We start from the raw sequence: 14,254 nt of genomic DNA on the forward strand, positions 1-14,254 counted from the left end.
GGAATGCCTCCGTTCTGGCGGTGCGCCGGTCGCCCGCCGCTCGCGGCAGGCGGGTCGCGCCGGCGCCTAGTTCAATATGATCTGCGTCTTGAGATCCCGGGGCCGCTCGGCCAGGGTCTCGAAGGCGCGCTGGATGTCGTCGAGCGGAAAGGTCGCGCGTGTGAACGCCTCGGTTCGGAAGCGGCCATGCGACAAGAGCGTCAGCGCATCGTGCATGTCTTCGCCCATGCCGGCGACCGAGCCCTTGAGACTGTTCTCCTCAAGGATGGTACGAAGGATATCGACCGGCACCGTGTCGTTGGGTCCGGTGAGGCCGAAGAAAGCGACATGACCGCCCTTGCGGATGAGCTCGAAAGCGAGCGCGTAAAGCCGCGGCGAACCGACGCTCTCGATCACGAGATCCGCGCCGCGCCCGCCGGTCCTTTTCAGGACCTCCGCCTTAAGCTGGGCGGGATCGGCGACGGCTGCATCCGCACCGTCTTCAAGGGCAAGGCGGCAACGGTCTTTCGACAGGTCGGCGACGATGATTGGCGCGGCCCCGCACAGGCGCATCATCTGGACATGCAGATTGCCGATTGGTCCGGCGCCGAGGATCACCACGGACTGGCCGAAACTCGCCTGCGCCTTGCGCGCGGCGCGCACCACGCAGGACACCGGCTCCGTCAGGGCAAGCACCTCGACCGGCACATCGTCCGGAGCCGGTATGACAAGCCTAGCCGGCAGGCAGACATATTCGGCGAAGGCACCGTCGCGCCCGATGCCCACCTGCGTCATCGACGGGCAGTTGAGGATCTCGTTGCGGCGACACCAATAGCATTGGCCGCAGCCGATATTGATGTCCGCGACGCAGGTCGTGCCCGGCTTGATATGCTTCACACGCTCGCCTGTTGCGGCGACTGTCCCGGCAAACTCGTGGCCCGGCACCAACGGCAGCCGGTCGGCCGCATAGTGACCGTTGAACATATGAATATCGGTGCCGCAAATTCCGGTCCTTGAGACGCGGATCAACGCGTCGTCGGGTCCCACCTCCGGAACGGCGACCTCGCGCAGATCGAAACGGTGCGGAGCGGTCAGGACGGCGGCGCGCATTGTTGCCATCTCACTTCACCGTGCGAAGCTTGGAGCGGTCGATGGTCAAGGCGATGGCTGCGATCAGCACCAGGCCGAAGACCATCTGCTGCTGCGTCGCCGCGATGCCGAAATAGAGCATCGACGCGCGAATGACCGCCACGATCAGCGCGCCGATCGCGGTATTGAGCACACCGCCGACGCCGCCCGTCAGCGGTGTTCCGCCGACAAGCACCGCGACGATGGCAGGCAGCAGGAAGCCGTTGGCGATCGTCGGCGCGCCGCCCGACAGCTTGACGGAGAACAGCAGTCCGGCCACTGCGGCCAGCCCTCCGGATATCGCAAAGGCGAGGATTTTGTAGCGCGCGACATTGAGACCGGACGCGGCCGCGGCCAGTTCGCCGGCGCCCACGGCCTTCAGCGCGCGGCCGAGGACTGTGCGCCGTTCTATGAGCAGGCAGATCGCCAGCAGGCCGATGGCGATGAAGAGCTCGTGCGGCACGATACCGGTTCGACCGATCATCCAGCCGAACGTCTCGTTGCGCTGGGTGGCGTCCATGTTCAGGGCGCGGTTGCCGGAAAGCCATTGCGCCACCGAAAAGCAGATGCCGCCGACGGCCAGCGTGGAGATGAAGGATGGGACGTACATGCGGGTGGTCAGATAGCCGGAGAGTGTTCCCAGCGTGAAGCCGGCAAGGATGCAGAGCGCCGCGACCCAGATCCCCAGCGGCGCCAGATAGACGGAGGCGACGACGGTGATCATGTTCGCCATTGACTGCGCCGACAGGTCGATGCCGCCGACGTAGATCGCGAAGGTCAGTCCCAGCGCCATGATGAACAGCGGCACGATATCGCCTGCAAGGCTCAGCAGATTGGCGGGCTTGAGGAAGCTCGGATCGGCGATGCCGACGATCGTGACCAAGACCAGGAGGGTGATCCAGGGGAAGTGCGGCTTGAGGCGTTGGATGTCCATGGAGGCCCCTCAGATCATATAGTGCAGAAGGTCGTAGAGCGTCGGCTTGGAACCGGGCACGCAGTCGAAGCGCTTCTGGATCTCACCGTCCTTGATGACGACGATGGTGTGGGAGAGGCCGATCGCCTCTTCAAGCGTGTCGGCGACCAGGACAACGCCGACCCCGTCGTCGCACATCTCCCTGATCATGTCGTACACATCCTCCTTGGCGCCGATGTCCAGGCCTCGGGTCGGATGATCGAGCAGCATGATGTCGGAGCCGCCCGACCGCCATTTGGCAAGCACGACCTTCTGCTGGTTGCCGCCGGAAAGGTTGCCGCAGTCGGCGTATTCGGAGCTTGCCTTGATGGCGAGCTTGCCGATCCATTTCCTGGCAAGGGCACGCTCGTCGGCCACGTCGAGCCAGCCCAGCCGCGCATAGTGCGGCATTTGCGAGAGCGTCATGTTCTCGTAGACATTCATGCCGGCCACGATGCCCTCGATCTTGCGCTCGCGCGGCACATAGCCGACGCCGCGCTCCACCGCTCCCCGTGCGGTCAGCCTGGAGACGGTCTCGCCCTTGATCTTCAGCGTGCCCTTGGTGGGCGTGCGCATGCCGTAGATTGTCCGAAGGATCGCTTCGCGGCCGGAGCCTTCGGTGCCGACCAGGCACAGGACCTCGCCGGCATGCAGCGTCAGCGAGATATCGTGAACCCGTCCCGGCAGGTCCACGCCCGACAGCTCCACCAGCGGCCTCGTCGCGTCGTAGGGCTTTTGCCGCTGCTCACGGTAATATTCCTTGTCGACATGGCGGCCGACCATCTTGTGCTGGATCGCCTCCGGCGTCGCCGCGCCGCGCGCGACGACATCGACCACCTGGCCGTCCTTCATCACATAGATGCGGTCCGAGAGCTCCATCACCTCGTCCATGCGATGGGACACGAAGATGAATGAAGCGCGCGTCGTCAGTTCCCGCACGAGCTTGAACAACAGCTTCACCTCTTCCTCGGCGAGCACTGAGGTCGGCTCGTCGAGCAGGACGATCAGATGGCCCTGCACCCGTTCCTCCAGCGTCAGCACCTTGGCCAGTTCCACAAGCTGGCGCTGCGCGAAGGAAAGGCTTGAGGTGATCGTGCGCGGATCGATGTCGAGCTTGACCTTTGCAAGCTGCTTCCTGGCGGCTTTGGCCACCGCCTTCCAGTTGACCACGCCGAAGCGCGAGAATTGGTCTTCATAGCCCAGGAAGATGTTTTCCATCACGGACAGGTTGGTGATCAGCGATTGCTCCTGAAACACCATGCCGATGCCTCGCTCCATGGCGTCGCGCGGGCCGCCGAACCGGACAGGCTTGCCATCGATGAGCATCTCGCCGCCGTCGGGCTGGTAGGCGCCGTAGATCACCTTCATGAGCGTGGATTTGCCGGCGCCATTCTCGCCCACCAGCCCGACGATCTCGCCCCGGCTGATGGAAAAGTCGACCGATTTCAGCGCATGGACGCCCGGAAACCTCTTTTCGACGGCTTTCAATTCATACATTGCGGCCTCACTTGACGAACGCGACCGCGCGCCGGTCCGTCGACAGGATGACCGCGATGATGACCAGCAGCCCGAGAACGGCGGCCTGCAGGAAATCGGGCAGGCCGATGACCACCATGCCGTTGTTGATGACGGCGACGATCAGGACGCCGACGAGCGTGTTCCATACGCCGCCGATGCCACCCCAGAGCGCCACGCCGCCGACCACCACCGAAGTGATGGACATGAACATGAAGTTGGATCCGGTGACGGATTCGGCTTGGCCGAGCTTCGCCACCTGCAGGATCGCCGCGATCGCGTAAAAGAAGCCGGCAAGCGAGAAGCCGGCCATCCTCACATGCTGCACCCGCACGCCCGAGGCATGGGCGAGTTCCTCGCCGCCGCCGACCGCATAAAAGTAACGCCCAAGGCGGGTGTGGGACTGGATGAACCAGGCGAGGACGAGGCAGAGGCCCGCGACATAGACCATCAGCGGAAAGCCAAGGATGCGCCAGGTCAGCAGGGCGCGGAACGTCGGATCGTTGAATTTGACGATGTCGCCGCCGGTCAGCAGGATCGCGGCGCCCGTGCCGACGAATCCGAGCGCGAGGCTCGCCATGAAGGATGGTATCTTCAGCTTGACGTGGATGAACCCGTTCACCAGGCCGATCGCGGCCCCGACGGCGAGAATGACCGGAATTGCGATCCAGCCGCCCGACGCGAGCGTTCCGCCGAGCGCCAGCATCAGGAAGCAAAAAAGAACGGCCGTCAGGGAAACGACGCCCTCCATGGAGAGGTCGATGGAACCCATCACGATGATGAAGGTCACGCCTACCGCCACCATGAGCGCAGGCGCCGCCACGATCGCGATGCGCGCGAAGTTGCGTTGCGACAGGAATGAGGGGTTTATCGCCGTGAACAGCACTATGAGCGCGAGAAGCACCATGAAGGGCGCCCAGCGGATCGCGTTCTCCCGCGTGAGGATGCGTGGCAACTCCGGCCTCCCGTCCAAACGTGCCGTGTAGGGGGAGCGGCCCGTTTCAGGGCCGCTCGATCGAGCTTCGTATCACTTGTACTTGATCTGGCCGTTGCTCGGTCCCCAGAAATCCTTCCAATTGTAGGAAGGAACGGCGTCCAGATATTTGGCCTTGAAATCCGCGGCGTCCTTCTTGGTGACGAGGACCGTCGGGCCGTAGAATTCGCGGTGCTCCTTCGGTTCCTCCGAGGGCTTGAAGGCGCCGGTCGCGGCGTAATAGGCGAGCGCCGCCGTGATGCCGCCGCCCCAATGCGGATTGGTGAAGACGGTCGCCAGGAGCTTGCCCTCCATCACCAGCTTCACGGCCTCCGGATTTCCGTCATAGGCGACGATCGGCATGTCCTCGATGCCTTCGGCGCGCAACGCCTCGATAACGCCATAGGCGATGTTGTCGTTGGCGCAGTGAACGCCTTTGATCTTGTCGCCGAAGCGCGTCAGGAAAGACGCCATCAGTTCCGTGCCCTTGGTCGTGTCCCAATCGGCGGGCTGGGCGTCGAGAAGCTCGATGTTGGGGAAATCCTTCAGGGCGTTCTTCAGGCCGTTGAGGCGCTCGATGGCCGGATTGTTGGCCGCAATACCTCCCAGGTGCACGACGCCGCCCTTGCCGCCCATAGCCTCAAACAGGATGCGCGCCGTCTGTTCGGCGGGCTTCTCGTCCGACCAGGTCATGTGCGAGACGTAATTGTCGCCGATATCCCACGGATGCAGGTCGTCGGTCTTGTTCCAGATCGTGGAAATGTAGGCGCCGGCATCCCGCACCGCTTCGACCACGGGACGGGCGTTGGGGCTGTCGTTGGCGTCGCAGGCGATCGCGCACTTGCCGTTGGTCTTGGCCAGAAACGCCTTGATGTCGGCTAGCGACTTTTCGGAGGACCCTTCGTTGATCAGCGAGACGAGGGAATCCTTGGACTTGCCGAGGGATTCCACGAATGCCTCGCCGCCTGACACGATCGAGTTCCAGTAAGCCGAGGCGCGGTCGCGATACGACCACGCGATCGCCGGGTCAATGATCGCCGCGTCGGCAGCGCCGCCGCCGAAGGCGAATGGCACGGCCATCGCCCCCATGCCAGCAGCCGTGGCGAGCAGGAAATTGCGCCGGTTACGGTCTCGCGTTCGATGAAATCCTTGATGAAAGTCGACATGTTACCTCCCATTTGGCGACAGCCCGCAAGGGCGGGCCGTCTATTTAGCAACCTCGAGAAGGCAGGCCGTCCAAACCACTCTTCGGTTGCTGAATGCACCATCTAGTTACTTCCTGAATGTGCGAGAGTCAAGCGGCGGCACGGTGCGCGGCCTGTTGACTTCTTGGACAATTGAAATGACTTTCAGCGCATGACCGATCGTCGACAGCACGCTGGAACTGGAACCAAGGGAGCGGCCAACGTGGACGCAACGTCCGGAAAATCAGGCAATGTCGCCAAGAAGAAGCGGCTTCGGGATGCCGAAGCGACCAAGCTTCGTATTCTGGAAGCGGCGAAGAGCGACTTCGCCAAGAATGGCCTCGGCGGCGCGCGTGTCGATGTTATCGCGGCCAAGGCCAATGCCAACAAGCGTATGATTTATCATTATTTCGGCAGCAAGGACGGTCTCTTCCAGACTGTGGTGGAAAATGCCTATCTGGACATCCGCACGGCCGAGCAGAAACTTCATCTCGACGACCTGGAACCGAGGGATGCCCTTGAACGCCTCGTGCGGTTTACATGGCAGTATTATCTGAAGAATCCGGAGTTCATTACCCTGGTCAACAGCGAGAATCTTCACCGCGGCAAGCATGTGAAGAAGTCTGAGCTGATCAAGACCGCCAGCCGCAAATTCGTCGCCATGGTGTCGGGCATACTTGAGCGGGGCGTCAGCAGCGGCGACTTCCGCGCCGGTATCGACCCTGTGCAGCTCAACATCACGATCGCCGCGATCGGATACTACTATCTGACCAACAGGTTCACAGGCTCGATTATTTTCGAGCGCGACCTCATGGAGAAGGACGCTCTGAATGAGCGTCTGGAATTCAATATCGACACGATTATGAGGCTTGTGAGCGCATGATGCTTGCCTCGGAATGCTGACGTCCCCACGGCTCTGTCACCTGCATTTTGGCCCCCCGCGTCACCCTTTTCAGAACCTGCTTTTCCCATGTCGCCGATTTTTGGTGGACTAGCGGGAGTTCGCGGCCGCGCGCAGATCCGGAGTATCCCGGCATGCCGCGCAGGCGTTCCAGCAAGAACAGACGATGCGTCGGCAGGTCCGGTGGTTCCTCGGCTGATGCCAAAGGTCGGCTTCCTTACCCCGCCATCCAAAAACTGTCCTTCCGCTTCCGACCCCAAAGCCGTCCTCAGACCGCTTCACAATCAGAGATCGACTTGGGGTTCTCGCAAGTTTTCGTACCCTTCTGCATTGCGACCTCCGGTCGAATTGCGCGTGCACAATAAGGACGCCGGGTGTCTCGATCTGCAATAGCGCAAACGTGATCGAAGTTCCATTCTGGGGGGCGAGTCGCTAGATCGCTACCGCCAATACACCTCTGCAACTGAGTTCGTCTGCTGACCGGACTTCGCAAGCAGGCTCGACAGGCTCAGAATCCTGTCCCCGCAACCAGTTTTATCATAAATCAATTACCGTCCCGGTCTAACCGGGGCGGTTTTTTCGTTTCGAGAGGCGCGAGTGACCTTTGGTCCACATGAAGCTGGTGAGGCGGGTGGCAAAGACTGTGCTGCACTGGGTAGTCGTGCCCCGTCATAGAGGCCGCTCAGGGAAGTGTCGCGGTACGCTAGTTTAGAACCGGTCACGCCATCGGCCGCTTTGCGCCTCAAGCCGGGCGTTCAGGCGAACTCTGCCTTCGCCCAAAAGCGGAAGGTGCGTTAGCCAAACTAGGTGGCAGCGATGCGCCTCCACGCGGCTTCGAAGGATCGAGAGCATTTTCCCGGAAGCTCATAGTCGTCACTTAGACAGGCTTAAGCGGGCACGCCGCGCATGGGGCGGCGGCTGCTAGAAATGAAGGGTCGTCGGATAGCAATCGGCTCGGTCGAAGGTCTCGCGACCCGAGTGGATAGGCTGTGACCCAACGAGGTCACTCCGCCTGTGCTCCAGGCTTAACCGTCCAAACCGCATGCGTCTTGTCGCCGACCTGGCGCAACACCTCGTCCACATCGACTGGATAATAATGTTTTGTGACAGACGATATCGGGTGAAACTCCGGCGTGTGGCTCGTGACCTGTCCCGCGTCGTCGCAGAAATGATGAGCGGCGCCCGGGAACATCTCCACCGGCAGCGGGATCTCTGCGTTGGGATTGTGATATACGTTCAGACCTTCGATCCAATCCTCCTCATAGCCGGCCGAATTGACGATCACGCGAAACATTTTCGGCTCGGTGGCATCGGGATTGTGGTCGACCATCAGCCCTTCCCGCATGACTAGCACTTGCTTTGATCCGAATTTGCCCAGAATGCCCATGCGGTTGAATTTGGCTATCGTCCCGCCGTTGCTTGAAATCACCGCGCTCACATGCACGGCCTGTGGTAACCGAAAGAAGCCGGACGGAATTGGCGCCTTGTCACCCCATTGGTGCGTTTCGACCCGCGCCGGGGAGATCACTAACTTGCCATGCTCATCGAACTCGCCGGTGTGCTCATAGCCAAAAAGGTAGCGCTCTAGCGCCGGCTGCGAGTGCACCATCGACATCGGTGCGGAGAAGTCCGCAATGGCGAAGACGAACGGCTTTCCGGCTACGTGCGGCTGTTTCCAGTATTGCTTTTTGAGCTTGGAGAAGAGGGCGCTGCCGAACTTGATCGGCATATACTCCTTCACGTAGGACTCCAAATCCTCCGGTGTATTGATCGGCGGCGGAGGGACGATCTCGCCGGCCTTAACGGTAGGCCCAACCGTCACGGCCTCGATGTAGAGCTCCCCAAACATGCCGGAACAGCAGAAATCAGGTACATTGCGTTCGCGTGAAAGGTCAAAGCTGACCTCGATTAGCGTGGCGAACAAATAGAGTTCCCAGATCCGCTGGTCGAAGCCGGTGGTCTGAAACTGCTCGACGAAGTTGCCGTCGACATCCTCGTACCAGCGCATCATCGGCTCTATGATTTCTCGCGCCGGCGAGTATCCTTCGTTCGTGGTCAGTTTGACAAAGGCCGGATCCAAGCGTTTCTCCTCATGCAAATGGGTGAAGAAATCAACCGGAGCGCCCTTTTCATCGCCCTGATGGTGTTCTTCAGCATTTGCCTGGGCAGCCCTGGCCATCCCTGCGAAAAGCGCTTTCCGTGCCTCCTCAGGCGTCTCGCAGAATTCAGTAACGTCCACGCAACGGAAGCGGAGCTTGCTGTCCCTGGCCATGACCAGTCCCCCGAAATCCCGATCCGTGATGTCCAGGGTCGCGATACCGATCACGTTACCCCTTTGGGCTTCGAAAAATCCGAGTTCGTCGAAGACAATGAATGACCCCGGCTGGCGCGCATATCCGCCCAAAGCGTTGAAGCGGGTTCGTGAAATCGGTACTATCTCGACGTTGTCCATCGCCCCTCTGGTCGTTCATCTCTGAAATGCGGTATTCTGCCAATTTCCGCACGCAGCAGTGAAGGCCAATTCTACATGACGGCCCCGAAATTCGAGAAGCAAAACCACCACTACGTCCCTCAATTCTGGCAGCGGGGGTTTAGAGCTACCAACGGTCATTTGTTTGCTCGCATTGGAAACAAGGTGAAGATCGTATCGACGAAGTCGACGATGCAAGTTGATTGGCTCTATACGATTTTCGACAACCAATGGCGCCCTTCCGATGCGCTGGAAGATGCCTTCTCTGCGATCGAGGGCCACGATGCCCAGTTGCTGCAGCGCTTGCACACGCCAGGCTATATCACGACGTCGGACGACGAAGCGCAATTGTGCGCCCTTCTCGGACTACAGGCCAGCCGGCATCCCGATGTGCTTCAGCGTGGACATAACCTTAGCCGCGAATTCGGCAAGCTTCTCGCGAGCGTTCATGACGTTTCTCTCGAAGAATTTCTGGCTCTCGTTGGGAGCTACGGCATCGACCCATCCGACGGTCACGATCTTTACATCAGTTTGAAAAGCCGCACGAAGGCGCAACTGGCTGAGGAGTTGGCAGCTATGCTGCAGCTCTCCCCCCAGTCTGGGCAGCTTCCACTACAGGACGCGATTCGGGCAGCTCCGAAAATCGAGGCGACTATTGCCGGCATGCAGCTGCGCCTTCTAGACGCTGTACCGCCATTGGCGTTCGTCCTAGGTGACACGCCCATACCCCAGTCGAACCTCATCCTTGGGTTCTCGGTGCCCTTGTCCAAATCGCTTGCGGTGATCGCCACTTCGGCTGGACCCGGAAAATCGCCGATGACCCGACGGGTGGCCACGCGGCAAGAGGTCGGCGGGATCAACCGAATTCAATTCGAGAACGCGCTGGAAACGGTCATTGGCCCCTCGGCTGATCTGCTCAAGAGCCTTTGAGCTTAGGCTGGGGTCAGGGGCCTGGCCGCGCAAAGATAGACCTGTCGCGTGATGCTTGGGGGACGCTTCCCTCAGGCTGTCATTTCCGACTTTTCATCGCGCGGCGCGTACCTGAGATAACCGATTTCAGCATGTTCTTCGACGACATCGAAAGACTTGGGCGAAAGGCTTTGTTCATCTGGCTTTCTAATACTCCGAGTCGGCGCCAATGATCTGCATTAGAGTTGGAAGCCAGACGCCCGCAGAAAGCCCGGTTCACGCAGGCCAGATGTCTTTCGCGAGGCGTGGAGTTCCCGCCAGTTCGGGACGTGCCGGTGGTGATGGCGGGCTCGTCCGGGATTGTCACGAATCCAGCCTGGGCCGGCAAGTGAGCGGGCTGAAGCCAGGTTCCCGCGCTCCAAGACCGATGCGGCCAGGGGGAGGGAGCGATGCGCCTCACTGGATGCAGGAGCTTCCGAAAACGGGTAAGAGGAAGGAGGATTTCCTAATTGGGTAAAATGGCGGGGACGAGCATGTTGCCACTGGAGAAGCTGACATCGAGTTTCCGCGAAGCGCAATCAAAGCTGGTTGTGCAAACCGCAGACCTACCCTTAGCGACACTCGCGCAAATGGTTGAAGACAATGCAATCGACCTGCAACCCGGCTTCCAGCGACGTGAGCGATGGTCGCCTGACAAGCAGTCAGCATTGATTGAGTCGTTTCTGCTGAACGTTCCCGTCCCGGCCGGTCAAAGCAAACGACTTACGGCAGCCACTGGGCCAATGGTAGCTATCCTCCGAACTATCCTAATTTCGGACCGGCGGCTAACGGGCCGAAGCCGTCGCCGGACCGTTCCACAATCAGAGACCGACTCTTGGTTCATGGAAGTTTTCATACTTTCTGCATTGCGCCGGGTCCAACTGCGCGTGCACATATGGACGCTGTGTGTCTCGTCCGCAGTGGTGCAAACTTGATCGGAGTTCTCATTCTGGGATTCGATTCGGTAGATCGCTACATCGCGAGACCACTATCGAAGAAGCGCTCTTCTGCTACCGCAGACGCTCTGCATAGCGCTTAACGTGGCCGAGATCGCTCGAAATGGGCCGCCATGGCCCACGGTCTCGATAGGCTAACTGCCCCTCGCGGCGCGCCCGAGATTTTGACGCACAGACTGCCCGGCCTTTACGAAGCCCTAGGCTTTCGTTTCGCAGGCGCCTTTCGGGTCGGGGTAGGTTGCGCCTTGCGTCCGAGCCCCGCCGCCTTGGCCAGCGTAGATCTTTGGGCCGCGTAGTTCGGCGCAACCATCGGGTAGTCTGGCTTCAATCCCCACTTTTCGCGGTATTCGCTTGGCGTTAGCCCGTAATGAACCGCAAGATGACGTTTCAGCGATATGAATTTCTTGCCGTCTTCCAGGCAGATGATGTAGTCCGGCATTACCGACCTTTTCGGATTGACGGCGGGTTCCTGCTGAGACTGATCGGGCACATTCTGCTGACCAAGGCCTGTCAGCGACGAATGGACCGACGCGATGAGGTCTGGCAACCCAGCGACGGGCAGGGGGTTTTGGCTGACATAGGCGGAGACAATGTCTGCCGTCAGCCCGACCAGATCGGCCGTCACGACTTCGTTTTGATCACTCAACTATTTGCTCCTGGTGTGGTGCCAAAATCCGCTTCGCCCATTTGTCGTATATCGCAATTTTGAGCGATGCCGAGAAATAGCGCTGCTGAAGCTGTCATAATGAGATTTAGCAAGTGGCCAACTCCACAAAGCATCTAATCCCCTTGGGTTCTTGGAACATTTCGAGCTGTTAGGGTCGCGCCTCAGCCCGAATTGCGGGGCTGATCGAGAAAGCACAGTAGTTTGATTTTAGGGCAATTTGGGAGGCGTTGAGTGTAGGCGGCCGCGTTCGCTTCACGCAGGTGATAGGCCCACGCCTGTAGCCACCTAAAGAGAAGCCACCCAGATTACCAGCTAGAACGAGCGTGCGAGTTCAATTGCATCCTGCAACTCGCGAGCCGGCTGAGAGATCGCTGTATCTTCCACACCCACCAATGTTCTGATGCGTTCCGCAGCTTTTTCGAAACTCATAAATGCTGAGACACTATCTGCTTTTAGAATGCGGTATTCACGATCGCTGAATACCGCCCCACGGAGTTCGGATAGCAGACGCACGAACCCCAGATCGTCTTGGATGATGGCTGATACCCATGCGCGTACGGCCTCCTCTCCTTTTAAGTCGCGCCACCCCCACAGGAAACGTGATGGCTTGGGAAGGTCGAGTACATTGCCCCCAGAAACGACTTCCTCGATGCGAATCCCCAGTGTGGATCGCGCACGATCGATTTCATCATTTGCAAGCGCTGGGTCGTGGGAACTGTGTCTGCCGTCTCCTGCCTCACCCCGTGCGAAGAGCTCGGTACGAATAAACTCTCCCACGAGCCAATTGATTGCTCGCCCATTTTCGAGTGCCTCCGAGAGCACGACACTAGCATCTTCGGGATCGGCACTCCTCAGGCGACGAACGATCGCCCACGCAATCGAAGCTGCTCGCTGGTCGTCTGAACCGACGAACGGTATCCATGGACGCCCAAAATGCAGAATGTCGTCCATTACGTTTGCGAAGGCTAAGAGCAACCCTTTAAGTTGAGCAGAGTTCATGCGCTCAATTGCGCTGTCGTCCATTCGATCAAGAATGTGACGGAGCCAACTGCCCCCTACAGGCCGCTGCGTCTCCGCATAGTATAAGATCAATCGCTCTAACTCGTTGCTGTCGGAGCCGGCAGCTTCGAGAAACGCATTCCAGTCCCGGTCGCTCATGACGGTTTTGGGGATAGCGAAGGCAAAGTACGCGCGAGAGTGAATAGGACTCCCCAACCGCTTGCGATCAATCATCGCGTTTACTTCGCGAGCATACGAGCCCCCGAACACGCGTTTCTCAGCGTTCTCGTTCCTCGATAGTCCGGGCACGATGCCAGTGAGCGTATAGAGCGAGTTTGAGGAAGTGTCGTCGTCAGGAAGAACCTCATATAGCTTTGTCCCGAACCGCGAACGCTCCGCCGTGCTGAGCCGACCAGCATTCGTCACAAGTATCGAACGAATACCAAGATACTCCTCAAGCCAATCATACAGATCGCGCCGTACAATCTTGTAGATTTGAACCCGACAGACATCCGGGTAGTACGTATCGAGCCGTGAGGCGTGCCAGGCGAAGCGTACTGCGTTGGTGACGAGGGTGACCTCCCGCGGCGTGTTGAGGAACGCTCCCGCGCTGTCGATCGCGCGTTCAAGGTCTTCTTGAACCACATTGTTGGGGGAACCTCCTTCAAATTCGTCGTAGAGGGAGAGCAATCCCTCGCGGAGCTGGAGGCGAAGATCGAACGGCTCGAAAGCTGGCATTGGTAGGGAGAGCTGAACGACTTTTTGTAGGTACCGCGCGCCGTCCTTAACGCCGAGACTTTGCTCAAGGGCATGGGCGAGAACGTCCCTGTCGTAGCTGAGGACGTAAACGACGCGAGGAAAGTCAGCGACTGACCTTACGACCCTCACAACCTCCGCCGCCTGCGATGGCTCCAATCGGTCGAGGTCATCAATAACAACGACAAATCGCAGTCCGCTCTCGGAGATGCGCTTCCGGATCGCGGCTTTCAGCTCAAGAAGAGTCCCCCCTCCAATCACGCTTTCAAGTGCATCGGTCGCGAGCTCCGTTGCCTTTTTGGCTATGTTGCCGCCGGGGAGGAGATCGCCAGCAACATCGAGCACCGCGGCACTTCCCCGTCCAGCGAGGATAGCGTACCGCCCGATCGCCTTTCTAAATTCCTTCTGCTTTGCCTTCTCCTGGGTTTCTTTGCTCTCGGCATCAAGTGCCTCGCTGAGTTTAGCTAGCAACTCGGTTGAAAGTCCGACGCGGTCCCCCTGTAGCCAAGGTGCAAGCGTGATCGTGCGCAAACCTTCGATCTTCGTATGACGAAGAGTATGATGGAGAAACTCCAGAAGGGTCGTCTTACCAACTCCCCACTGCCCTTCAATTCCGACGACCAACCCTTCGCCGGTTGTCGCGTGAACAATCGGACCCGCCAGACGACTGGAAAGCTCCACGAACCCATACTTGTCGTCGTCAGGATTAGAGAGGGGGCGGTCTGAATTGGGCAGGTGCATCTGACTACTTAGATCGTCGCGGTTGAGAAAATGCCAATGATTTCGCGATCCGCCGACAGCCAGACATCACTGAAATATCCTGAGT

At 59.5% G+C, this 14,254-nt stretch carries 10 protein-coding genes; 2 read left to right on the forward strand and 8 right to left on the reverse strand.

Annotation, left to right across the window (positions count from 1 at the left end; genetic code table 11):
• Positions 1–66 precede the first annotated feature (66 nt).
• The 5 genes from LB520_RS26850 to LB520_RS26870 all read right to left on the reverse strand — a co-directional run bounded on the left by LB520_RS26850 (position 67) and on the right by LB520_RS26870 (position 5,627).
• A complete protein-coding gene (locus tag LB520_RS26850) occupies positions 67–1,098 on the reverse strand; it encodes a zinc-dependent alcohol dehydrogenase (RefSeq protein WP_224639953.1) in 1,032 nt (343 codons plus the stop codon).
• A gap of 1 nt (position 1,099) precedes the next feature.
• Positions 1,100–2,041: an ABC transporter permease gene (locus tag LB520_RS26855; RefSeq protein ID WP_224639954.1), complete on the reverse strand. Its 942-nt coding sequence runs from the start codon at positions 2,039–2,041 to the stop codon at positions 1,100–1,102.
• Between the two features lie 9 nt (positions 2,042–2,050).
• Positions 2,051–3,556 carry a sugar ABC transporter ATP-binding protein gene (locus LB520_RS26860; protein WP_224639955.1) on the reverse strand — a complete coding sequence of 502 codons (1,506 nt, stop codon included), beginning with the start codon at positions 3,554–3,556 and terminating at the stop codon, positions 2,051–2,053.
• A 7-nt stretch (positions 3,557–3,563) separates the two neighbouring features.
• The gene (locus LB520_RS26865) at positions 3,564–4,529 is read right to left on the reverse strand and encodes an ABC transporter permease (protein ID WP_224639956.1); all 966 of its coding nucleotides are present in this window, start codon (positions 4,527–4,529) and stop codon (positions 3,564–3,566) included.
• A gap of 72 nt (positions 4,530–4,601) precedes the next feature.
• A complete protein-coding gene (locus tag LB520_RS26870) occupies positions 4,602–5,627 on the reverse strand; it encodes a sugar ABC transporter substrate-binding protein (RefSeq protein ID WP_224639957.1) in 1,026 nt (341 codons plus the stop codon).
• Between the two features lie 276 nt (positions 5,628–5,903).
• Here LB520_RS26870 and LB520_RS26875 point away from each other — a divergent pair, with 276 nt between their 5' ends.
• Entirely contained in the window at positions 5,904–6,614 is a 711-nt protein-coding gene (locus tag LB520_RS26875) for a TetR/AcrR family transcriptional regulator (RefSeq protein ID WP_224639958.1), read from the forward strand.
• 1,021 nt (positions 6,615–7,635) lie between these two features.
• On the opposite strand, the gene LB520_RS26880 is transcribed toward LB520_RS26875, so the two are convergent.
• Positions 7,636–9,084 (reverse strand): hypothetical protein, encoded by a 1,449-nt coding sequence (locus tag LB520_RS26880; RefSeq protein ID WP_224639959.1) that lies wholly within the window; start codon positions 9,082–9,084, stop codon positions 7,636–7,638.
• Between the two features lie 75 nt (positions 9,085–9,159).
• Between LB520_RS26880 and LB520_RS26885 the strand changes: the two genes are divergently transcribed.
• Positions 9,160–10,032, forward strand: a complete 873-nt coding sequence (locus tag LB520_RS26885; RefSeq protein ID WP_224639960.1) for a DUF4238 domain-containing protein — start codon at positions 9,160–9,162, stop codon at positions 10,030–10,032.
• A gap of 1,161 nt (positions 10,033–11,193) precedes the next feature.
• Here LB520_RS26885 and LB520_RS26890 read toward each other — a convergent pair.
• Entirely contained in the window at positions 11,194–11,652 is a 459-nt protein-coding gene (locus tag LB520_RS26890; RefSeq protein WP_224639961.1) for a MucR family transcriptional regulator, read from the reverse strand.
• Positions 11,653–11,985: 333 nt separating this feature from the next.
• Positions 11,986–14,169 carry a P-loop NTPase fold protein gene (locus LB520_RS26895; RefSeq protein ID WP_224639962.1) on the reverse strand — a complete coding sequence of 728 codons (2,184 nt, stop codon included), beginning with the start codon at positions 14,167–14,169 and terminating at the stop codon, positions 11,986–11,988.
• Between the last annotated feature and the right edge of the window lie 85 nt (positions 14,170–14,254).

Origin of the sequence: Mesorhizobium sp. CA12, from assembly GCF_020165255.1 — a bacterium.
Lineage (GTDB): Bacteria > Pseudomonadota > Alphaproteobacteria > Rhizobiales > Rhizobiaceae > Mesorhizobium.